Below are 24,029 nucleotides of genomic sequence, written 5' to 3' on the forward strand. Positions count from 1 at the left end.
GGCCTTCCTCCAAAGAAAAGTGGAAAAAAAGAGCAGAAATCCCGAAACCACGGAACACACGGAACACACGGAAGAAACGTAGCCGGGAGATGTGAAAAGCAAGAAAAAGAGGCCGGAAGGCAGAGAAACAAAAGCGATATATTTAATCCGGCCCAATGCTCTCAAAATATATTTTTTCAGTCGTCGGCTCGCTTCACTTCCCGAGTTCCGCTTCGGGAGCACGGGGTCCGTTTCGCTTCGCTCAAGCGGACTGAGAATTTTTTAAAATCTGAGAAATCGAAAAACGGCCGGCGTGTAAAGTTGAGAAGCAGCAGGGAAAAGGCCAGAGCAGGTTTGAGTTTTCTCAATTTATTCCCTAGCGTTTTTAGCGTGTTCACTCTTCATTTTCATTTCGGAAAGCCTGACCTTTTGCGTTGGCCGTTGAGAGGGCCGGGTCAAAAATAGATTCAATAAAGACCCGGCCAAAGCAAGCTCGGTCAGTTCAACTTTATTTCACAGACCTGTCTCCTTCGATGGAGAACTAGAAAAAACAGAAAATGGGTAAGTGAAAGCCAGAAAAAGAGGCCGGGAGGCAGCGAAAGAAAAGTCAGAGATTTAATCCGGCCCAAGGCTCCCAAAATATATTTTTACCGTCGTCGGCTCGCTTCACTTTCCCCCAGAACCTTTTGCCTGGATTCGAGAAATCGAAAAACGGCCGGCGTGTAAAGTTGAGAAGTAACAGTTGACAGGCCCAATCATTTTTGCATTTCCTCGATCTATTTCCTGCGGGATTGGTTTTTGACTGCATCGATCGTTGAGAGGGCCGGGTCAAAAATCGATTCAATAAAGACCCGGCCAAAGCAAGCTCGATCAGTTTAACTTTATTTCACAGGCCCGGTTCCTTCGATGGAAAACTGAAAAAAACAAAAAATGGGTAAGGGAAAAGCCAGGAAAAGAGGCCGGAAGGCAGCGAAAGAAAAGCCAGAGATTTAATCCGGCCCAATGCTCCCAAAATATATTTTTTCAGTCATCGGCTCGCTTAACTTTCCCCGTGAACCATTCTGAATCTGATAACTTCGAAAACGGCCGGCGTGTAAAGTTGAGAAGTAGCAGTTGACAGGCCCAATCATTTTTGCGTTTCCTCGATCTATTTCCTGCGGGATTGGTTTTTGACTGCATCGATCGTTGAGAGGGCCGGGTCAAAAATCGATTCAATAAAGACCCGGCCAAAGCAAGCTCGGTCAATTCAACTTTATTTCGCAGGCCTGTCTCCTTCGATGGAGAACTGAAAAAAGCAGAGATGGGATAAGTGAAATGCCAGAAAAAGAGGCCGGAAGGCGGCGAAAGAAAAGCCAGAGATTTAATCCGGCCCAATGCTCCCAAAATATATTTTTTCAGTCGTCGGCTCGCTTCACTCCCCCCGAATCCTTTTGTCGGAATTCTATAAGTAAAAAAGCCGGCGTGTAAAGTTGAGAAGCAGCAGAAGAAAGGACAGAGCAGGTTCGAGTTTCCTCTATTTATTCTCGTGAACCTTCACCCAGAGAAAAGCTCTGGCCGATGGCTGCCTAAATATATTTTTCCGGTGGCCGGATCACTTCACTCTCCCCCGAAACCTTTTGTCGGAATTCTGTAATTAAAAAGGCCGGCGTGTAAAGTTGAGAAGCAACAGAAGAAAGTCCAGAACAGGTTCAAAGCTGGTGAAATATATGTTTTCAGTCGTCGGCCCACTTCACTTTCCCCTTGAATCCTTTTCTCAATTCGAGAGATCGAAAACCGGCGAACGTTTACAGGTCGAGAAGCAGCAGAAGACAGGCTCGATTAGTTTTACATTTTCCGAGTTCTGCTCCGCTCAAGCGAACTAAATACTTTTTTGAAATAATAGGTGGTCAATTTATATCTAATCAATAGTATATAAGAGGTAGCAACGCGAATTCCACGGATTTGAGTGAAATTTAATTAATTTTATGAATTGGGGAATCGCATCCTTGCGCCCCATTCAAGTTATAAACTTCATGGATTTAAAGTTTAAGTATTTGCCTAGCTGGAAAATTCACCGCTGATTTTGAAGCGGATACATATATTTCACTGATTACATATATTAATCATGGAATAAGGAATAATTTAGATTACAATCATCTAGTTTTTTCCTCAAAAGGTTTTTCACATCTAGGATTTGGACACCTTAATATTTTAAGATCCGAATAATATTTAATGAAAGTTCTGCACTTAGAGCATTCAAATACTTCATGGAAATTGTGCACACATTCCCCAAAATCTTTGACTTCATCTAGGGAAAAATTCCCTGCATGAGGATTATCATGTGATAACAAATTTGCCATAAAAACTGTACTATCAAGTTTTGAGATCACTATTTTATATTTGTTTTTAAAATCTCCATCACGTAATAATTTATTCAGACGGTTATTAACTGGAGTGAAAAGTTCCGCTATTGTATATAACCCAGAGTGTTTAAATTTAACAGAAGCTCCTATATTTTGAGCTACTTCTTTTAGTATCCATTCTAAGTAATATCTACTCGCGCTTCCTGCTCCTTCTTTGTCATTATTGTCAATCTTTTCTTGTATTTTTTCCCATTTGGGTTTATACTGACTAATTATTGGGCCGTTTTCCAAATTCCAACTATATAATGTTAAATTTTTAAATAATCCTTCAGACCCGTATGCACGTTGTGATGCTCGGAGTTGATCATTCCATATTTTGTCATGTGTTGTGATGATTAACTGACAATCATTGAATTGATTATACAATAGTTCACATATATTTCTCCGATGTTGAGAATCTATGGTAGTTACAACATCATCTAAAATCAACAAAGAACAATTTTGGTTGAATTTTTTTACAAAAGCCAGAAATATACATAATCCCAATGAATCCAAATGTCCCTCACTGATTAGGGCTCGAGGATCATCTTCATCTCGATCAAAAAGCTTCATTTTTAAGCTGGTGCTAGCTCTCTTTACAACTTTAAGCGTTATGTCAGTATGAATATCATTGGGGTGCAATATAGAATAGAATTGATTGATTTCGGATTGAATTGAACAATAAATTTCTTGAACTTTAGCTTTTTTTGTTTCTGAAAATGTTGAATATAATTTTTCTGCAATAATATATCGATCATTATAGTGGGTTAACTGATCTTTTTCTTTCAACAAATCATCATGCTTGAGTTTTACTTGCCCAATTAATGTTATTGAGCTCAACGTCTTTTTTTCTTCATCGTTTAATCCAATTGAATTAGCTATTTTACGGCTGTATTCAAAGATTGAATGCCATAATTTCTCAGTTATGGTAATTTGTCTTTTGATTTGTTGGATTTGGATTTCATTCTTAAATTCGGCTGCTAACTGAATATTATTTTTTAAATCAATATAATTAATGCATTGAGATATATCACTACAGTAATTGCTTATTTCTGGAAGTAAGTTTACTTTTTGTAAAACCATGTTAAATCGATTTGAAACTCTTTCAATTTCACCAATTATTTTAGAAGATTGCGTTCTGATTTCAGATGCAGTCGCAGAAAGATTTTGAATTGTCTCCAACCGTTTTTCTATATCATACAATAACAAATCCCTATCAATTGTTTGTTCACACAATGGACAAATATCCAATTGTCCATTATATATTGTTTTTTTCCCGATTTCAAGAAGAGAAAGTGTGGATAATTTTTCCTTAATTTGTTCATCTAAAAGAACTACTATTTTTTCATTAAATTGAATTATATCCTGTATAAAAGAATCATGTGTAAGAGGTGTTTTTGTTTCTTCCATTATTTCATTATAAAGGTGAATTTTATCGATGTCCTTGCTTTTCACATTTGCCAGCATATTTTCTGAATGCTGGGTAATTTCATTAAAAGAAACTATAGGAACTTGTCCTTCTTCAACAAGTTTTTTATTCAAAGTTAAATGTATATCTTCTACATTATTGATATTTACCCCTATAAGTGTGGATATTTGATCAAGTAATAATTTACAATTCTCTTGTTTTGAATTTCTTTTTCCCTTTAAATCGTCTCGGACATGCAGCATTGAAAGTTCTATATCATCCAAAGGTTGAAGGCCTATTATACCGGCTATTGACCTAAAACGCTCTGCAGGTTTACTAATAATAAATTCTAGAAGTTGGGGTCTACGAAGAATAATAATTCCTTTTTGTGCAATTTCAAAATATTCTGTCAAAATTTCTGGAGGATTTGGGGCTGCTGAAAACGTTCTACTCAATAATATATTGCTTGGATTGAAGACCATTCTAATATTGACATCATTTATATTAAAATTTACATGTGGTCCATGTTTTTGTAAAGATAATCCTTGAACTCCCTCTAAAGAAGTGATTTCGCCAGTAAAGAAAAACTCAATCGCATCAACTATTGAACTTTTTCCCATCCCATTTTCACCTAATAATAACAAACTTTTCCCATCGAGACCAATTTCTAGCTCAGGAATACCTCTAAAAGCATTAATATTGATTTTCTTAATTTTTGTTGCCATCTTTAGCCCCTTTCTCAATAGCAGTAAAAATATTATCATTCGAATTCAGAGAATTGTTTGCATAAAGTTTTTTGAGTTCTTCAATTGTGATTTTTGGAAAAGATTCTTCATCGCTTAATTTTTCAAAAAACTCATTAAATATATTTTCTTTAATTCCCATTTTCAATCACTTCGTTCATCGACAATTTTGAAAAATCGCTTTTACAAGTTAGGGTATTTTCTTAGTAAGTGTATGATTATTGTAGTGCAATATAAATAGATATCTATTGATCATCGGTTAAGGAATTGAATCCTTCCTCAAATATTGTTTTTTGTTCAAATGCATAAGTCGGTCATCCAGTGCTGAATGGTTGATGTTTTCATGGTGAAATATCCAATTTGTCTTTTGCCTGTGTTTTAGGACTACGGGTGCAGGTTGATTCCGGTCGAAGCAAAAAATGGAAAACAGGAGCTAAAGGCTCTATTCCTATTACATAAAATAACACCAACCGAATACAAATGGACCACCCAGCTATTCGGCAACTCAGAAAAGATCTAAAAAATCAACTGCTCCGCTCTCTGAAAACAAAAACAATCAGAAATCCGAAAACAGTCTAAAAAAAGAAAATTCTGCCACCCTTCTTCAGGAAGCAGACAAAAAAACAAACTTACTCTTTATCAACGAACTTCTTAAACATCCGGACCTAGAATCCGTGATATTTCACAAACCCTTCGGCATCCTTTTAGTTTTCGATTTTCAAAAAAAACAGTTCATTCTATTTGAGAATGATTTTATAACTGCGGGCCGGATGATGAGGCTGCCTTTGTAAGTTTAACCTGAAAAGTTTTAAACATCGAGAATTAGCAGGTTAAAGGTTCGATCAGTTTCGCGTTTCCTCGATCGATTCCCTACGGGACTGTTTTTTGGCTGCATCGATATGTTTTTTTATCAGGTGGCCAAAACAACCTCAACCAGTTTAACTTTATTTTACAGGTTTGGCTCCCCCAGCGGAGAACTGGGTAAAAAGAGCAGGACAAAAGCAATTGAAAGATACATTATCTAGTAGGCAAACGGCTTCATTCTATCCAGATCCCGTTTACTCAATATCCATTTAGTACAGAGCCATATCAATTATTTGCATTTTTGGGAATCGATTTGTCATATGCATTTTTTCTAATTCTTGTAAAACACGTTGTGAAGAATTAAACCTATCAAAATAATCACGGTGCTTCTTCACAAAAAAATTAGTTGCTTTTTTGAATTCAAAACATAATTCTAAATTCATTTCTCCCAAATTCTGATTAGTTCTTACTAATGTATCCATAATTGGGTTTTCTTCCGGGTTATAAAAATGCATCAACTTTGTACCAAAACTAAATGCGCTTTTTTTAACTTCATTACCTTTGTATGTTGTTGGATTACAATATGCAAACTTTTGCAATACATACTCATAGTCGTCAAAATTGTCAACTTCGTGTAGCCGATTTGAAATCTCTTTTAACCCTTTCTCGGATAATCGGGTTCTATAAATGTCGTTAACCAATTCTAAAAAATTGTTATCAACCAGTAGTTTTTTAAATTGGTCTGTGGTAAATTTCCCACCCAAAAATTTTTCATACCCAAGCTGACTGTAAAGGGATTGATATACTAATGGAAAATAGCTCTCGGAGATATTCTTGAGGACAACTTCCTCAAACTTTTCGTAGTTTGGTATGTGTCTTTCAAGATTTTGAAGTATTATCTCTTGATTCAATCGCTTATCCCTCAGATCGATTTGTTTCAAGTTAATTGTTCAACAAGATCTTCTCTGTCATGCAGCAGTAGATATCCTTTAATTTTCCTAGCTAATCTTCCTGGAAGCTTGGACAATTTGGTAATATGCTTCCCTTTTATCCTTATTAAATCGTCCTTCAGTTCCGCATAAGAAATTTCCTGCAAAGGAATTGTTACTATGTGCTTTGTTCCTGTCCCCAAAATTTCAATTCCCAATGAAATTTCGATTTCTTCTTTTATTCCAGGCTTCAGACGAATCATTATTTCGTTCATTTCTTGGGAAAGCCCATCCAATTTTGTCCCTAAATCTTGACCTACTTTGTTTATATTTTCTACAACAACATCTTCAGATACTACTTTCATAGTGGGGATCTGACCAATCACGAAAAGCAGGGTTTCATACTGTTTCGTCAGATCTCTTTCATACCTCATTGCTTCAATCTTATTCAGAATATACTCGTTTTCGGGTAGATTTGCTACTTTCGATTTTAAAATATAAGCAGCATCTTCGACTTTTTGAGTCATTTCTTCCTGACTACCAATTTCCCATTTCTGAACTTCTCGACTGACAGCGCATGCAATTTCTTCCGTATCAGTTCCTTGAGATTCCCGGCACGTGGTCTTTGCTTTCTCTTGGATTTCTTCGAGGAGGGATTTTAGTTTTTTGTCTAGTATTCGTGAGCCAATTCTCATTACTTTTGTGGCAGAAGGTGCTGTTTTTTCAGTATTTTTCATTAGCATTTCAGCTTGTTCACAATGCTGCCTGTAAAAATCAAGTTCTTCTTTTTTGAATTCAAGATTCATATTTTCAATGTTCTGTACTTCTTTCAATGCGATTGAAAGATTTTCAACAATTTTGAACAGTAACTCTTTTTTTTCGGATCTTCCTATAGCATTTTTTGCTTTTACAAGGTATATTTCAACTTCATTTTTAGCCTGCTGTTTTTCGGCGCAGATTATTGTATAAAAAGAACGGTAGAAAGGTAGGCAAAATTTAGAGGGATTATTCCACCATGTTGATTCTTGTGACGCTTTTTCAAAAAATCCAATCGCATCTTTCAATTTTATTATATATTCCTCATCGCTTTTAGATTGAGATGCCTCATATATCGAAATTCTACCAAGTAAGTGATATGCATTAACTTTCACATCACTTTTTTCATCTGATGCTAGGCGGACTAAATCTTCCCACGCTTGTTTTTTATCAGGGACATATTGAAAAACAGCTCCAAGTAATTTTACTGCTTCCTGTCGCACATCACTTCTTTCATCTGATACCAGTCTATGTAAACCCTCGCCTGTCGGTTTTTTATCAGGCATATGTTGAAAAACAGTGCTTAGTGCCCTTGCTGCTTCCTGTCGCACATCACATTTTTCATCTGATACCAATCGGACTAAATCTCCCCACGCTTGTCTTTTATTGGGGACATATTGAAAAACAGCTCCAAGTAATTTTACTGCTTCCTGTCGCACATCACTTCTTTCATCTGATACCAGTCTATGTAAATCCTCACCTGTCTGTTTTTTATCTGGCATATGTTGAAAAACAGTGCTTAGTACCCTTGCTGCTTCCTGCCGCACATCATATTTATCATCTGATGCCAATCGGACTAAATCTCCCCACGCTTGTCTTTTATTGGGGACATATTGAAAAACAGCTCCAAGTAATTTTACTGCTTCCTGTCGCACATCACTTCTTTCATCTGATACCAGTCTATGTAAACCCTCGCCTGTCGGTTTTTTATCAGGCATATGTTGAAAAACAGTGTTTAGTGCCCTTGCTGCTTCCTGTCGTACATCACATTTTTCATCTGATGCCAATCGGACTAAATCTCCCCAAGCCTGCCCTTTATCGGGAACATATTGAAAAACCGTGCCAAGTAATTTTACTGCTTCCTGTCGCACACCACTTCTTTCATCTGATGCTAGTCGGACTAAATCTCCCCATGCTTGTCTTTTATCAAGTACATATTGGAAAACAGTGCCAAGTAATTTTACTGCTTCTTTTTGCACATTACTTTTTTCATGTAAAGCTAGTCGGACTAAATCTCCCCATGCTGGTTTTTCATCGGGCAAATATTGAAAAATAGTGCCAAGTTCCATTGCTGCTTCCTGTCGCACATCACTTTTTTCATCTGATGCCAGTCGGACTAAATCTCCCCATGCTTGTCTTTTATCGAGTAAATATTGGAAAACCGTGCCAAGTGCCCATACTGCTTCCTGTCGCACATCACTTCTTTCATCTGATGCCAGTCGAACTAAATCTCCCCATGCTTGTCTTTTATCGAGTAAATATTGGAAAACCGTGCCAAGTGCCCATACTGCTTCCTGTCGCACATCACTTCTTTCATCTGATGCCAGTCGAACTAAATCTCCCCATGCTTGTCTTTTATCGAGTAAATATTGGAAAACCGTGCCAAGTGCCCATACTGCTTCCTGTCGCACATCACTTTTTTCATCTGATGCCAGTCGGACTAAATCTCCCCACGCTTGTTTTTTATCTGGCATATGTTGAAAAACAGTACTTAGTGCCCTTGCTGCTTCTTGTCGCACATCGCATTTTTTATCTGATGCCAGTTGGACTAAATCTCCCCACGCTTGTCTTTTATCAAGTACATATTGGAAATAAATTCCAATTGTCTTTGTTATCCACCATCGTACATTGTTGTCTTCATCTGAAGTCAGTCTGTGTAAATCTTCCCATGCCTGCTTTTTCTCAGGAACATACTGAAAAACAATTTTAAGTATCCTTGCTGCTTCTTGTCGCACATTGTTGTCTTCATTTAAAGTCAATTTGTGTAAATCTTCCCATGCCTGCTTTTTCTCTGGTGTATATTGAAAAACAGCTCCAAGTATCTTTGCTGCATCTCGTTGCATATATATTTTTTCATCTAAAATCAGTCTGTGTAGATCTCCCCATGCTTTTTCTTTATCCGGCACATATCGAAAAACCGTTCCAAGTGCATTTACTACCTCTTGTCGTACATCCTTTTTTTCATCTGAAGTCAGTTTGACTAGATCTTCCCATGCCTGCCTTTTATCTGGTACATATTGAAAAAAATAAATCGATATATTTACTGCCCACCATCTAATCTTTCTAGATTCATCTGAAGTCAGTTGGACTAAATCTTTCCATACCTGTTCTTTATTAGGTACATATTGAATAACAGTTTTAAGTTCCCTTACTACCCTATATCGCACATCACTGTTTTCATCTGAAGCCAGTCGGACTAAATCTTTCCATGCCTGTTCCTTATTAGGTACATATTGAAAAACATAACCAATTCCTTCTGCTGCCCCCCATCTCACCTCACCATGTTCATCTGAAGCCAGTCGGACTAAATCTTTCCATGCCTGTTTTTTGTTAGGTATACATTGAAAAAAAGTCTGAAGTACCAATGATACTTCTTGTCGCACATAGTTGTTTTCATCTAAAGTTAATTTGTGCAAATCATTACATGTCTGTTCTTTATCAGAAAGAAATCTAAAATCACGTCTTAATTGATTAACTGCCTTACGACGCTTTTTAGGATCAATATTAAAACATTTCTCGTGAATTTCTCTCTGATCGACCAATTCCTTACACCACTAAATAATAACACCCCAAAAAATAAAAACGTTTTCTTTTTACTGTGGTTAGCAATATCTCTAAAAATAAAGCCGCAATGCTATGATTTCATGAAGTCTATTCGATTATACATCCATTTCAATTTTTCACAAATTAACCGGAAAAACTGATATTAAGGCACGATCGGCGAAAAACCCGCTACTTAATATAAACACATTGACTAACAGCTTCAGAACTCACCTGAAAAAAAGAAACCTGTAAAAGGCCAAAAGGAAAGGGGCTCTTCACTTTTTTGTATGGGTTAAGAATAGTTGTGTAGATGGGAAGTTGCGGTTTCAAAAAGACAAATATCTGTCTTGTATGTGATTTCACACAAAAAATATTTTTAAATATTATATGTGTTGTTTCCACATTTAGGATGTATTTATAAATCAACCACTCGAAATAACGAAGAGCCAAAAAATTGAAATCAAAAGCATGAGCATGTTTTTTGTGGTGATCACAGGCGGGTCCAAAAATGCAGTATCTCGATGCGTTTTCTTCCTTTCGACCCCGTAGTTTTTAGCGTGTTCTCTATCTTCATTTTCATTTTGAAACGCCCGTCCTCCTTCGTCGGCCGTTGAGAGCGTCGGGACTAAAATAAGATTAAAAAAAGGCCCCCTGTCTTCCAAACGAAATCTCGTAAATCAAAAAATACAGTATCTCGATGCGTTTTCGTCCGTTCGACCCCGCAGTTTTTAGCGTGTTCTCTATCTTCATTTTCATTTCGAAACGCCCGTCCTCCTTCGTCGGCCGTTGAGAGCGCCGGGACTAAAATACGATTTCAAAAAAGGCCCCCAGTCTTCCAAAAGAAATCTAAAAAACGGCTTCCGAAAAAACAACAGAGAAAACAGAAAAACCATCGGAAAATATTACAATTTAAAAAAGAAAATTCTGCTTCCCCATCAAAGGGAGCAGACAAAAACAAAATTATTCTTTATCCATAACTTTTCTGTACATCCGGGCCTGGAATCCGTGGTATTTCGCGAATCCTTCGGCGTCCTTCTGGTCGATGGTCTGGCTGTCGAAGGAGACCAGTTCTTCGGAGTAGAGGGCGTACGGAGAGTCGCGGGCCTGGATCGTCAGGCTGCCTTTATACAATTTGACCTTGACATTCCCGGTAACCCTTTCCTGAGACTTGTCGATGAAGGCGTTGAGGTCGGCGTAAAGGGGGTCGTCCACGAGGCCGTAATAAGCAAGTTCGGACCACTGGTCATCGACCTGTTTCTTGAACTTGAGTTCCCCGCGGGTCAGGACCAGTTTTTCAAGGTCGCGGTGGGCGGCCAGGAGGACGGTGGCTGCGGGGTGCTCGTAGTTTTCACGGGCTTTTAGGCCGAGGACACGGTCTTCGATCATGTCGGTGCGGCCAACTCCGTGGGCCCCGGCGATTTCGTTCAGGGTCTTTACGAGTTCATAGCCGGACATTTTCTCGCCGTTTAAGGAGACCGGGACTCCGAGCTCGAAGGCGATGTCAAGAACCATGGGTTCTTCCGGGGCCTTCTCGGCGGAGGTTGTCCACTCGAAAATTTCCTCGGGGGGGACGAACGAAGGGTCTTCGAGTTTACCGCCTTCGATACTGCGGCTCCAGATGTTCTCGTCAACACTCCAGGGTTTGGACTTCGTGGCCTCAACAGGGATGCCGTGTTCTTTAGCGTAATCGATTTCCCACTCCCGGGTCAGGTTCATCTCCCGCATCGGGGCGATGACTACCATATCAGTCTGGCGGAAAACAGCCTCGAAACGGAGCTGGTCATTGCCTTTCCCGGTACAGCCATGGGCAAGAGCGATTGCTCCTTCCTTTCTGGCAACTTCCACTACCTTCTTTGCGATCAGGGGGCGGGCGATGGAGGTTCCCATAACGTAGCCCTCGTAGTCTCCATTGGCCTTAATGAGAGGGAAAATGTAGTCGTTTACAAACTCTTCCCTGGCATCAATAGTGTAATGGGCGTCGCTGACCTTTGCAGCTTTCTCGTCAGCCTTCCTGATATCGGCTTCGGGCTGGCCCACGTCCACGGCAACAGTTACCACTTCATCATAGCCGTACATTTCCTTCAGGATGGGGATGCACACGGAAGTGTCAAGCCCGCCTGAATACGCTAATGCTACTTTTTTAACCATTAATAACTACCCCTAAATGTTCAATGTGTTTGATATCGACTGATATTGATAATAAGAACTGAATTTGAGTAAATGGATATAAGTAAATAAAAGTTTGGGTTTTCCTGAAAGAGTCACTTAAATATAGTCAAGAACTGTTCCGAAATAACTTCTTTCATTCAGGTCTTTAACCACGGAACACACGGAAATGGTTAATTGGATTTACTCTGCCCTTTTAACCATCCTTCCACAAAAATTCAGGCAGGAAGCCCGGTTGCTTTAGCGCCGGGAGGAATGCCGCACTTCTCTGTCGAATATTCATAACCATTGGTCCTCTGCAATACTTTGAAGTATTTTTTATTAATTCCTTGTGCAATTCTTATTTCCTCTTTGTTTTTAATGTCGAAACTACCCGATTTTCTACAAGCAACGGAACCAAACCATGTCCCTTTGTACTTGCCTTTGGGTACAACCGCCTTGACTGTATCGCCAGTTTGAAATCCAAAAAAGGTTTTTTGCCTGGGAAGGTATGAACGAGGAAAGCCGTACTTATCGAGATTTGTTCTTTTATACTGCCCTCTTCCTTTTGCTTTGATATGCAGGACGTTGTTTGTTGCAAAATTGATTTTTTCTGGAGTGGATTCTCCTACACAAATAGCATCGAAATGATGATCTTTTGGCAGCTCTGCCCTGATTCTGTTCATTTTTGTCCTTGCACCCGTGCTGCATTCTACCGGAAGGCCCGTTTTAGTCAATGCCTCGAAAACTTTCCATCTGGTAGCTGTTACAATCGCAGCATCTTTAAGTGGTTTTTTGGCCAGGTTATGCACTTCTGGATGCCCAAACTCTTCTGCAGTTTGACTTCCTTTTTTCTGGTTGCATTCTCTACAAGCCAATGTTAAATTGGAGACTCTGCTTGAGCCTCCTCTGATTTTAGGAATAATGTGTTCAATCTCCAACGGAACGTTTTCAGCTCCACAGTAAACACATTTTCTACCGAATTTTTCAAGTAAGTACTCCCGGACCTCATAACCTTGCAGCTCTCCCTGTTGGTACTCGATTCCACTTATCTCAGGGTTTTGCATGAGTTGAGTATCAAACTTGCAGTTTTCATAGGAAATATGAGTCAGAGGGCAGAGTTTCCTGAGCCTTTCGACCCAATTTTCAATGTTATCTACACGGCTTTGCAGGGACGGAGGTAACCAGCCTTCCCGTCTTTTCCGGTTCAGAAACCTCGGTTTTCGATAACGGGTGTTTCGATTTCGCCGTGTTCTCCGCATTGATCTTCTGCTATCCATATTCTTTTTTATGCTTGTTTTGTGGTGCAACTGTGCAACCCAGACAACATTTGAACCTTTAAGAATAGCAAGACCCGTGTGACGGCTTCCGTAATCTATTTTCAGTCTGAAAGCCGAATTGTCATTAGACTCTTTCAGCTCTTTGAGTCGAATTGTAAAGGGATATTTTTTGTGAATAACCGCTTTTCCCACTTTAAGCAGTTTTCTTGCAACTGCTTCATGGCAGGGACTTAACGGCTCTTTGTTTTTGTTAAGTATAAAGATCATGCTGGATTTCTCCTCTCTGCGCTGGAAACGAATTTCCATAGCAGGTAACGCAATTTTTAAATTGTCTCCCCTCGCCAATGTTGGAAACGCTTGTCATGCGTAGCACACCGTCCCTACCTCTCAGGACTTTTAATACTACACGATAGAGCTGCAAACTGAGGAAGCATTCGCAGGTATCATGACATTTCTAACGTAGTCAATTAAGACTGAGGCTGGTCAACCAGGGCTTATACAAGCCCCATTGCTTTACAGGCTGTCCGACAATTACTATCAGTAATAACTGAATTCCTTTTTTTCCTATTTAAAGGCTTAATATGCCTTCTTTTTTACCTGTTTTTACCCTGAAATTGAATTGTCGGACAGCTTCTTTAGCGTGGGGTAGTTGACTTGTGATCTAACTCTTTGTGTGTCATTTCAACCACGGAACACACGGAAGGACACGGAAACCGGCCTGATGGCCGGTGGATTGCCGGGTCTTTAAAATACTGAGTTAAATTTCTCGAATCCCGTTTCTGGGCCAGAAAAATCTTTGATTTTTCTTTTAGAGAGGACTAAAAAACGCCAGAACAACCGTAATTGTCGTCTTCTGGCATTCTTTTTCCGTGCTTTTCCGTGACCTTCCGTGGTTTAATTTTTCTGACAGACATTTCAAACCAAAAAAAACGCCAGATCAACCGTAATAATCGTCTTCCTGCGTTCTTTTTTCCGTGTGTTCCGTGTGTTCCGTGGTTTTATTATTCTGCCAACATTTCAAACCAAAAAAAACACAGAAAACCGTTTTTCTTCCGTGTCTTTCCCTGGTTAATCCTTTTTTTACCAAAACCCACAAAAAAATAATCCGGAAAAATCCGGAATTATTCGTACACTATATCCGCGTGGTATTCCTGGATGGACCTGATAGCAAGCTCGCCCTTCTTCATGGCCTCAATTGCGCCGGCCGCAGCTTTTGCCGCCTGGATGGTCGTTATATAAGGGACCTTGAAGTCAACGGCTGCCCTCCTGATCCTTGAACCGTCTCTCCTCGATTCCCGGCTTGTCGGAGTGTTGATGATCAGGCCGACTTCATCCCTCCTCATCATGTCAATCACATTCGGGCTTCCATCATGGACCTTTTTAACGGTATCGAGGATAATCCCGTGCTCTGCCAGATAGTTAACCGTTCCGCGGGTGCCCATGAGTTCAAGCCCCGCTTCCTGGAGTTTCCGGGCGATTTCCACAAGTTTGGGCTTGTCGTCGTCTCTGATTGAAAGGAAAATCTTTCCGCTCAGGGGGAGGACATTGTCAGCCGCAAGTTCGGCCTTATAATAAGCCTTTCCGAAATCATAGTCAATGCCCATGACCTCGCCCGTACTCTTCATCTCAGGCCCGAGCACCGGGTCCGCCCCTGGGAGTTTGTCAAAGGGCAGGAGGACTTCCTTAACCGAGATATGGTTGACCTTCGGCTCGTCCCGGTAGCCCAGGTCCTTCAGGGTATGGCCCATAATGACTTTGGCCGCAATCTTGGCAAGCGGAGTTCCAACCGACTTTGAGACAAAGGGAATGGTCCTGCTTGAACGGGGGTTGGCCTCAAGCACGTAAACCTGCCCGTCCTTTTCCGCCATCTGGATATTGATCAGGCCTTTCACGTTCAGCCCGAGGGCAATTTTCCTTGTATATTTCCGGACCATTTCCAGAGTTTCGTCCGAAAGGGACTGGGTCGGAATCACACAGGCCGAGTCTCCGGAATGGACCCCGGCTTCCTCAATGTGTTCCATAATGGCCCCGATAAGCACTTCCTTCTGGTCGCAGACCGCGTCCACATCAATTTCACAGGCCCCTTCCAGGAAGTCGTCAATCAGAATCGGGTGTTCCGGGGAAACCCGGACAGCCTCTTTCATATAACGTTCGAGGTCGGTCTGGTCATAGACAATCTCCATTGCCCGGCCTCCAAGCACGTAAGAGGGACGAACAAGTACAGGATAATCTATCCGGTTCGCGATCTTAATAGCATCTTCCTGAGAGGTCGCATACCCGGCCTCGGGCTGGAGGATGTCCAGGTCCCGCATAAGCAGGTTGAACTTCTCGCGGTCTTCTGCCAGGTCCATGTCTTCGGGACTCGTCCCGAGGATGATCGTGTCCAGATCCGTCCGCCTTTCAAGTTCCTTCTTCAGGGGGATGGCCAGGTTCACCGAGGTCTGTCCTCCGAACTGCACCATTACTCCATAAGGCTTTTCCCGCTCGATAACGTTCATGACGGATTCAAGAGTCAGAGGCTCAAAGAAGAGCTTATCCGAAGTATCGAAATCCGTGGAAACGGTTTCCGGGTTGTTGTTGATAATGTGAGTCTCGATTCCCTCTTCCCGAAGCGCCGTCACGGCATGGACCGTACAGTAGTCGAACTCGATTCCCTGTCCGATCCTGATCGGGCCTGCTCCAAGGATCAGCACCTTTTTCCGGTCGGTCGGGGAGGTCTCGCACACATCCTCGTAGGAGGAATAGTAATAGGGAGTGGCTGCCGCAAACTCGGCCGCACAGGTATCCACCATCTTGAAGGTCGCAAGAAGCCCGGCCTCATGTCTGAGGTCGCTTACTTCCTGCCAGGTCCTGCCGGTCAGCTCCGCAATCCGCTCGTCCGAGCTTCCCATCCGCTTGGCTTCCCGCAGGAGTTCAGGGGTAAGTTCCTCGTCCCTCAGGCGCTGTTCCATATCCGTGATGTTCTTGAACTTCGAGACAAAGAACGGGTCAAAGCCGGAAAGTTCCGCGACTTCCTCAACACTGTGCCCTTTCTCAAGCGCGTTGAAAATAACAAAGAGGCGCTCGCTTGTGGGGGTCTTGAGAAGAGTCGTAAGCTCGTGCTCGTCCCAGTCCTTCTGCCCCGGCCTGGTGTCGATGTCAAGGGAACGGAAGGCCTTTTGAATAGATTCTTCCAGGGTTCTCCCGATTGCCATAACCTCGCCCGTACTCTTCATGGCCGTGGTCAGGGTGTTGTCAGCCGTCGTGAACTTGTCGAAGGGCCACCTCGGGATCTTGGTAATCACGTAGTCCACGGTCGGCTCAAAAGAGGCCGGCGTGCTTTCCGTAACACTGTTCACAATCTCGTCAAGAGTCATGCCCACCGCGATTTTCGCGGTAACTCTCGCTATCGGGTAGCCCGTGGCTTTCGAAGCCAGAGCCGAGGAACGCGAAACCCTCGGGTTTACCTCAACTATGCGATAGTCTCCTTCCTTAAAGGCGTACTGTATATTACATCCGCCTTCAATCTTAAGGGCCCGGATAATCTTTATGGATGCGCTCCTGAGCATCTGATGGTCGGCGTCGCTCAGGGTCTGGGAAGGAGCAACGACTACGGACTCCCCGGTGTGTACCCCCATGGGGTCCATGTTTTCCATATTGCAGATCACAATACAGGTATCGTTTGCGTCCCGCATGACCTCGTACTCGACCTCACTCCAGCCAAGCACGCTTTCCTCAATGAGGACCTGATTTATGCGGCTCCTCCGAAGCCCCCTCTCCGTAATCTCCAGGAGTTCTTCTTTTGTACGGGCAATTCCGCCGCCTGCCCCTCCGAGGGTATAGGCCGGGCGGATGATAAGGGGGAGGCCGAGTTGCTCGACCACATTTTCCGTTTCCTTCAGAGAAGAGACCGCAATACTCAGGGGCACCCTTTCTCCAATAGAGAGCATGGTCTGTTTGAAAATCTCCCTGTCTTCCGTATTCGTGATGGCCTCAATCGGAGTCCCGAGGAGCTTTACCCCGTACTTTTCAAAGACGCCCATCTCCGCTAGTTCGCTGGTAATGTTCAGGCCTGTCTGCCCGCCAATCCCCGCGATAACTCCATCAGGCCTTTCCTTCGCAATGATCTTTTCAACCACTCTGGCATCCAGGGGTTCTATATAAACTGCATCCGCCATATCGGGGTCGGTCATGATCGTGGCCGGGTTTGAGTTTACCAGCACCACTTTAAGCCCCTCTTCCTTCAGGGATCTGCAGGCCTGGCTACCCGAGAAGTCGAATTCCGCAGCCTGCCCGATGGTGATCGGGCCAGAGCCAATAAGTAAAACTTTCTTAATATCGGTACGGACCGGCATCAGACCTCACCTCCAAGGGATTTAACGACCCTGTTGAAGAAGACCGTCTCCGTATCCATGGGCCCCGCCTGAGCCTCAGGGTGGAACTGCACACTGAAAATGTCCAGATCCCTGTGAGCCACACCTTCCACCGTCCCGTCGTTGGCGTTCTGGTGAGTAACGTAAAGTCCGGTCCCTTCCAGAGAATCGGCATCCGTTGCAAAACCATGGTTCTGGGAGGTTATGTAAACCTTGTGTCCCACCAGGTCCTTAACAGGCTGGTTGCCTCCCCTGTGCCCGAACTTTAATTTATAGGTCCGGGCTCCCATTGCCAGGGAAATGATCTGGTGCCCGAAACAGATCCCTCCGACCGGAATTGTGCCCGCAAAAGCTTTGACCGCATTGATTGCGTCCGTTGCCATTTCAGGATCTCCGGGTCCGTTTGAGACAAAGAGGAGGTCCGGGTCATAGCTCTCGATTTCCGCAGGCGTTGCGGTTGCCGGGACCACGGTCAGGTCAATTCCTCTCCTGTTAAGGCAATTGAGGATATTCCGCTTGATCCCGAGGTCGATCACGACCGCATGTTTGGGCTTTCCGCTGCCCTTCCAGGCTCCCTTCTGTCCAGGAATTTTGTAAGCTTCCTTGCAGGTTACGAGGGAGATCAGTTCCTGATCGGTGATCTGAGGGAAATTCCGGGCCATTTCCACGGCCTCCTCCCCGTCGTCACTGCCCGTGATAAGGGCCGCCCTGAGAGTCCCGCTCTCCCTGGTCTTAATAGTTAGCGCCCGGGTGTCCACGCCTTCGATTCCGGCTTTTCCTTCGTCTTCCAGAAATTTGTGAATTGTCCTCGTTGATTTGTAGTGAGAGGGATTTTTGCAGGCTTCCCTGACCACAAGCCCTTCCGCATGGATATTATCGGACTGGAAACGTTCTCCGCTGACCCCGTAGTTTCCAATTAGAGGAAAGGTAAACATCAAAAGTTGCCCTTTATAAGAGGGGTCGGTCAGAGCCTCCTCGTATCCTGTGAACTGGGTTGTAAATACAAGTTCGCCACAAGCTGTACCTTCGGCACCGAACCCGGTGCCTTTTATAACTGTTCCGTCTTCCAAACCTAGTACTGCCTTCATCATCTGAACCTGCGCTTAAATGTCATAAGTGATGTATAAGGGTTGCGATACTTTAAGGAACATCCGGGTTTTTATATCGACGATTATATAAAAAAGTATGGCGGAAAAAATCGTGAAAAAATATTTAACAGAAACCAGCGTTCGGAAATAAAGTCAAAATAAGATACTCTCCTGCAATCCTGGAATTTTTACGAAGATCAGAATTGACCGTGCCTGTAATGACTCGAAAATAAGTTCAAAACTTCAGGCCTGTTTTTCGAGTTACTCGTTCTTTTTTCACTTTTTCAGAAAAGGGCCGCCCGCCTCCGGCGCTTGTTGAGGGCCGGTTTCTGAGCTTCGTCCCTCAACTCTTCGGCACCCGAGTTTCGCTTTGGGATCACAAGAAATCGAAAATTTCCTGGGAGTTGCACTGCAAGTGCAACAGCACGAGGTCCGTTTCGCTCGCTTCGCTCACTCAAGCGGACTAAAAAACGCCAGAGAAACCGTAATTATCGTCTTCCGGCATTCTTTTTCCGTGCTTTTCCGTGTCTTCCGTGGTTTGAATGCACACACCAAACACCCCCTTACACAAAAACACAACATGTATGAGTATGAAGCAACTCCCAAAATAAAACATGAAGTTATATGTTCACCATTCCTTAACTCGAAAACCGGGAGGAAGGGCCGGTTTATTCATCACCCCTCCAAATTATTCACCGCTTCTCGGGCACTTATTCGGCACCCGAGTTTCGCTTCGGGATCACAAGAAATCGAAAATTTCCTAGGAGTTGCGATGAAATCGCAACAGCACGGAGTCCGTTTCGCTCGCTACGCGAGCTCAAGCGGACTATGACACTTATTCGATTTTTGAGGTTTCCACATCGGGTTTTTTGGAAACCCTCTTTCCGGAAACGCTCTTCACGCTTTCTTTTAGTGCCTCTGTTTTAATTATGCAAGCAGAACCTTCCACGTCACTGACTTCCGGTTCCTTTTTCGCTGCTATAAAGCGGTCCATTACCGTACAGGTCACAAGGTCTCCTGCAACGTTAACGGCAGTGCGGCACATGTCGAGTATCCTGTCCACTCCCATAATAAGAGCAATTCCCGTGGTTGGGATTCCCACGCTGTTGAGAATCATGGCAAGGATGACGATTCCCACTCCGGGAATGGAAGGGGTTCCTATAGAGGCCGCAACGGCCATGACCATAACGAGCAAAAGCTGCACGAAACTGAGGTGTATCCCGTAGACCTCGGCCAGGAAGACCGTGGCGACCCCCTGGTAAAGCGCGGTCCCGTTCATGTTAACGGTAGCTCCGAGAGGGATTACAAACTGGGAAATCGAAGGCCTTACTCCCAGTTTTTCTTCCGCGGTCTTGATTGAGACCGGCATGACCGCGGCCGAACTTGAGGTTGAAAAGGCGAGAAGGAGGACGTCCCTTATGGACTTGAGAAACTCAACGGGATTATGCTTTGCCAGGACAGAAACTATGATTAGGTTCATGCACATCAGGAGCCCGAGGCTTACAAGGACCGTCATTACATACACGGCCATGCCCACCAGGGCATCAATCCCAAGCTTGATGGTGAACTTTGCAATAAGCCCGAAAACCGCAATCGGAGCAAGTTCCATACTCCATTTGACCACGGTCATGCAAACGGTCTGGACAGAGTTAAGCAGGTGGACCATGGGAGCCGCCTGTCGTCTACTCATGGAAACAAGAGCAACTCCCACGATGAGGGCAATAATTACAACCTGGAGCATCTCCCCCTTTGCCATGGCATCCAGGGGATTGGAAGGCAGAAGTCCCCCGATCATGGAAGGCAGGGTCCCAATCGAGAAAGAAAGCCCCATATCCCCTGTTGCGGCCGGAGCTTCTCCTGCACCCGCAGTCTGGAGCAGTTCCCCGCTTATGAAGCGCCCGGGCTTGATGAAAAGAGCCATACCGAGCCCTATCCCGGTCGCAACGGCCGTGGTCAGGACAAAGTAAAGAGCTGTTGCAAGTCCGGTTTTCTTAAGGTCATTCATACTCTCGCTTGAAGCCACTCCCAGGATAATAGAGGCAAGCACCAGCGGGATTACAATCATCTTCAGGAGCCCGAGGAAAATGTAACCGGGAAGGGCAATCCATTCCCCTATAACCTCGCCCGTCCCGGCATCGATAAAACCCCCGAAAGGTCCTAACAGGAGCCCCGCCCCCACCCCCAGAGCCATACCTATCAGGATCTTGAGCCAGAGCCTCTTTTCCAGCATATCGTGCAGGTGGTGGCTCAAACTTTTGAGAGAGGGAGGCTTATCAGTATCAAAAGGGCAGTAGAGGTGAGTGATTCCTTCGGCAATTTCGTGAGTAAGTTCTTTTGTTTCTTCTTCAATTTCATGCGCAATTTCACCCGGTTTCGGGAAATGGTGATGTTTCTTCTCAGTCATGGGGAATCAACGGATCTCCTGCTTCTTGCTAAACCTGTCCTTTTTTTGTAGAATACAGGCCTATTTGTTTACACTTAACTTACTTATTTTTATGATGGATTGAGAGATAATTACTTTCTCATTTATTATATACTCAACAGTGATAAAAAGTTGGATTTAAACCTGAAAAAATCCAGTTTCCTGGTTATTATAAAAATAATTTTCTGCGGGGATTTTTTGATTCCGGAATTTTTTGAAAAAAGTAAAGTTAAAACACGGAAAATGAGTTAAAAGGTTAAATGAGGGCCAGTTTTCTGTGTTTTTTTGGTTGGAATGTTGGCAGAAAAATTAAACCACGGAAGACACGGAAGACACGGAAAAATGAATGACCGAGATACGCCATTTACGGTTTTTTGGGCGTTTTTTAGTCTGCTTATCCAAAATAAGGTTTATAGTCCGCTTGAGCTCGCGTAGCGAGCGAAACGGACCCCATGCTGTTGCGATTTCATCGCAACTCCCAGGAAATCTTCGATTTCCTGTGATCCCGAAGCGGAACTCGGGTGTTACTTCTGCCTGAGAAGGTTTTTGACCTGCCGGTCCCATTCCGTGGACTCGAAAAGTTCTTTCATTTCGGCGGAATCCTCGATGAAACAGGAACCCCAGTAAACGGCAGGCAAAAATTCCCTTTTCCATTGTTCTTTTTTCTTTTTATCAAGGAACTGATAGGTCTCTTCCGAGGAGAGCCGGCTTACGAAGGTGAGGACTTTGAAAAGTTCGGGAAAGGTCTTCTGGTCCGAGCCGCGTTTCAGGCATTTTTCCCGGAAGCTGTCTATCTGCCTGAAATTGGGATCAAAGCCAAGCGTCCTCAGGATTTTGTTCTTTTCCTGGATTGGGAGGTTTGTGCACTCATACTTCAGGGAATTGAGGGCCCGCAGTTTCAGGAGCCATTCAATTTCTCCGAAGACCTTTGGTTTGAACTTTCTTGAGCTGTCCTTCAGGCGGCGATCCTCATAAGCTTCCCGTTTGAGTTTGTTCGCAAGCCCCGTAAGTTCGGAAATCTCTTCCGCGTCCGTTGGCCCCCGGACCCTGAAACGCAGGGCTGAGCGCATGAGTTCCCGCTTTTCCCGCTCAAAAAGTCCGATGTCCCTTTCCTCAGTCAGGGTCAAAAGGCCGGAAAAATACCTGGCCCGGAGAGCCGTCGATGGAAGCCTTACCGGGATTTCCCTGGGAGCCCCTCCCTTTCCCCCCTTCCTTTTATGGGATCCTCCGAACTCAAGCCTGCTAATTTTGATCTTTCCCGCATTAAGTGCCCGGGTGGCGTCCCCTTCTGAAAAGAGCTCATCCAGGCGGATTTCAGGCTGGAGCATCTGGATCTGCTCGATTTTCCGGCTCCCGAAGACACCATCCCCGAATTTTTTGTAAAGGGAATCGACTTTATCCGAAACCTCAAAGATCCGACCCCGCTCCTTTCCGGATTCCGGGGAAAGTCTGAGAACTCTGCCGAGCTGCTGCTCAAAAAGCCTCATACTCAGGGTGGGCCTGAGAAGGATCAGGTTTTCAAGAGCCGGAAAGTCGAAACCTTCAATCAGCATCCCGACCGTGCAGAGAACAAAAGGAGGTTTTCCGAACTCCCGGAAGGCATCAAGCAGGGCATGTTGTTCGGCTTTTGGAAGTTCGGAGGTGATATAGGCCGCTTCCCTGAAGCCTCCGTCCTCAGTGTAGTTTTCAAAATGGATAGGAAAAGAGGGGTCAGGGTCCTTTTCAAACTCTTCTGCCGAGATGTCCTCGTTAAAGAGGGCGGCCGCAAGTTTTGCATGGAAAGCGTTGATCGTCTTTTTGTCATCTCCCACCCCGTAGACCTTTTTTCGGACCGGGGCGCAGAAGACAAGCGTCTTGGCAAGAGTCCTGGACTTGCCGGACTTGCCGGATTTGATTTCAAATTCGTAAAGGTCCTTTGCAAGCTGTGTCCTTCGGACCACCTGCTTAATCCTGACCGCACTGCTACAGTCCAGAAAAAGGTCAGTACGGTCAAGTTCCGAAAGCCCTTTTTCGAAATCAAAGACCTCCAGAATATCCTGGTCGCTCTCCGTAATCGTATATTTCAGGTCCGCAAGTTCCCCATCCAGAATACACTCCGGCAGAGTCTTTTCGTAGACCTCCCGCATATCCCCGGAAATTTCATCCACGAACTTGACATTGCCCACGACCCCCTGGAAAGGCGTGGCCGTCATCCCGAGAAGCTTTGTTTTATCCCCAAACTCATTCAGGAAATCATTGCCTCTATTGTTGATGAAATTGTGGATCTCATCCACGACCACAAGGTCGGCCTGTTCCAGGAGGAACTCTTTTATTTCGGTATTGTTCTTACTGAGCACGGTCTGGAGGGATGCGAAAAGCACAAAACCCCCCTGCCTGGTTTTCAATTTTTCATCTAACTCTTCCCTGTCCGCCTTGTACTCCGAAGAAAGAATCCCGCTGTTCGGAAAAAGAGGGGCTCCCCTTTTCCGGTCAAAGTAAGTCTGACTCAGGAGGGGGTTATTCATGGAAACCAGAAAGAGGACAAATTTTCCCTCCCTGTGGTACTCCCTCATAATATGCTTGGAGAGAAAGGTCTTCCCCCACCCGGTCGGGACCTTGATGTACCCTTCCCTCCTGGTCTCAAAATACTTCAGGATATCCTCGAAGATTTTTTGTTTTTCTTCCCTAAGGGGGTCCAGCTCAACGGCTTCCGTAAATTCTGTAATTAATGCTTCCTGTCCTGAAATTGTCATTTGAATATTGCCCCAAATCTTTTAGAATCAATGTCCACTTATGGAACTATTTGTGGAGGCTGTTCGAAAAGTATCGTAATAATGAAACCTTGAATTCAAAAATCTTAAATTCGAGATTTTTGAGTTAGAAATTCTGTATTTTAAAATCCTGTAGATAGAAATTTTGTAACCAGAATTTCTGTAAATA

11 protein-coding genes are annotated in these 24,029 nt (G+C 43.7%); all 11 read right to left on the minus strand.

What is annotated here, in order from left to right; translation table 11 throughout:
- Positions 1-2,111: 2,111 nt before the first annotated feature.
- Positions 2,112-4,493, minus strand: a complete 2,382-nt coding sequence (locus ACZ5QV_RS15730; RefSeq protein ID WP_464600682.1) for an ATP-binding protein — start codon at positions 4,491-4,493, stop codon at positions 2,112-2,114.
- The gene (locus tag ACZ5QV_RS15735; protein ID WP_464600683.1) at positions 4,477-4,653 is read right to left on the minus strand and encodes a hypothetical protein; all 177 of its coding nucleotides are present in this window, start codon (positions 4,651-4,653) and stop codon (positions 4,477-4,479) included. Before ACZ5QV_RS15735 ends, ACZ5QV_RS15730 begins: the two co-directional genes overlap by 17 nt.
- Before the next feature lie 931 nt (positions 4,654-5,584).
- Positions 5,585-6,226: a hypothetical protein gene (locus tag ACZ5QV_RS15740; RefSeq protein ID WP_464600684.1), complete on the minus strand. Its 642-nt coding sequence runs from the start codon at positions 6,224-6,226 to the stop codon at positions 5,585-5,587.
- Between the two features lie 26 nt (positions 6,227-6,252).
- The gene (locus tag ACZ5QV_RS15745; RefSeq protein WP_464600685.1) at positions 6,253-9,822 is read right to left on the minus strand and encodes a HEAT repeat domain-containing protein; all 3,570 of its coding nucleotides are present in this window, start codon (positions 9,820-9,822) and stop codon (positions 6,253-6,255) included.
- Between the two features lie 961 nt (positions 9,823-10,783).
- Positions 10,784-11,971: an argininosuccinate synthase gene (locus ACZ5QV_RS15750; RefSeq protein WP_464600686.1), complete on the minus strand. Its 1,188-nt coding sequence runs from the start codon at positions 11,969-11,971 to the stop codon at positions 10,784-10,786.
- Positions 11,972-12,207: 236 nt separating this feature from the next.
- The gene (gene iscB, locus ACZ5QV_RS15755; protein WP_464600687.1) at positions 12,208-13,515 is read right to left on the minus strand and encodes an RNA-guided endonuclease IscB; all 1,308 of its coding nucleotides are present in this window, start codon (positions 13,513-13,515) and stop codon (positions 12,208-12,210) included.
- A gap of 854 nt (positions 13,516-14,369) precedes the next feature.
- Entirely contained in the window at positions 14,370-17,582 is a 3,213-nt protein-coding gene (gene carB, locus ACZ5QV_RS15760) for a carbamoyl-phosphate synthase large subunit (RefSeq protein WP_464600688.1), read from the minus strand.
- A complete protein-coding gene (gene carA, locus ACZ5QV_RS15765) occupies positions 17,582-18,688 on the minus strand; it encodes a glutamine-hydrolyzing carbamoyl-phosphate synthase small subunit (RefSeq protein WP_464600689.1) in 1,107 nt (368 codons plus the stop codon). Before carA ends, carB begins: the two co-directional genes overlap by 1 nt.
- Positions 18,689-18,972: 284 nt before the next feature.
- Positions 18,973-19,146 carry a hypothetical protein gene (locus ACZ5QV_RS15770; protein WP_464600690.1) on the minus strand — a complete coding sequence of 58 codons (174 nt, stop codon included), beginning with the start codon at positions 19,144-19,146 and terminating at the stop codon, positions 18,973-18,975.
- Positions 19,147-19,523: 377 nt separating this feature from the next.
- A complete protein-coding gene (locus ACZ5QV_RS15775; protein WP_464600691.1) occupies positions 19,524-21,092 on the minus strand; it encodes a dicarboxylate/amino acid:cation symporter in 1,569 nt (522 codons plus the stop codon).
- A 542-nt stretch (positions 21,093-21,634) separates the two neighbouring features.
- Complete coding sequence (locus tag ACZ5QV_RS15780) at positions 21,635-23,842, minus strand: DEAD/DEAH box helicase (protein WP_464600692.1); 2,208 nt, start codon at positions 23,840-23,842, stop codon at positions 21,635-21,637.
- Positions 23,843-24,029 lie beyond the last annotated feature (187 nt).

The sequence above is a fragment of the Methanosarcina baltica genome (assembly GCF_055394095.1).